Origin of the sequence: Pseudomonas sp. 06C 126 (assembly GCF_001855215.1) — a bacterium.
Classification (GTDB): domain Bacteria; phylum Pseudomonadota; class Gammaproteobacteria; order Pseudomonadales; family Pseudomonadaceae; genus Aquipseudomonas; species Aquipseudomonas proteolytica.
In genome coordinates this window covers 1-782 of sequence record NZ_MIFU01000153.1, presented here as the reverse complement: position 1 = coordinate 782, position 782 = coordinate 1, and the positions used below count along the sequence as shown (strand labels likewise).

Annotated in this window: 1 protein-coding gene; it reads left to right on the top strand. The window is 62.5% G+C overall.

Translation table 11 applies throughout. The features are described from left to right. Positions 1-782, top strand: a 782-nt coding sequence (locus BHC62_RS27115) for a DUF6531 domain-containing protein (RefSeq protein WP_256324426.1), incomplete at both ends; no start/stop codon positions are given.

The following is a 782-nucleotide window of genomic DNA, read 5'->3' as shown; positions in this document are numbered from 1 at the left end:
TTTGCCTGGACGCGGCTGTATCGCACCAGTGCCGTGGAGGTGGATAGCGGGTTGGGCTTTGGCTGGAGCCATTCCCTGGCGCAGCGGCTGGAAGTGGCCGGCGAGTCGGTGGTGTGGACTGACCACGAGAACCGCAGCACCACCTTTCCCCTGCCCACCGTAGAGCGACCAGCCATCAGCAATAGCCTGGCTGAAGCAGCGATTTATCTGGGGGCAGCGTCGGATGAGTTGGTGCTGGCTCAAGGGGCAACGTTCTACCACTTCCAGGGCGGTGTGCTGACGGCGATCAGCGATGGGTATGACAACCGCCTGCGCATTTCCCGCGATGGGTTGGGGCGGATTCTGCGCCTGGATAACGATGCCGGGCGGGCGCTGCTGTTTCGCTACCAGCGCGGGCACATTGTGGCGGTGGACTACCAGGTGTTTCGCGTGGAAAGCGAAGCGGATGACGCCTGGGTGACTGAGCAGAACGTCGTTTCCTACGGCTACGACGAACAGTGGCGACTGGTTGAGGCGACCAATGCTTTAGGCGAAAGCGAGCGCTATCAGTACGACAGCCTTGCGGTGATCACTGAGCGGCAGTTGGCCGGTGGGGCGAGTTTCTTCTGGGCGTGGGAACGGTCTGGCAAGGCAGCGCGCTGTGTGCGGCATTGGGCCAGTTTTGCGCAGATGGATACGCGCTATGTCTGGGATGACCACGGCCGCGTCACCCTGCTCAACGTCGATGGCAGCCAGGAAGTCTATGTGCATGACCCGCGCGCACGGCTGGTGCAGCGGGTTGA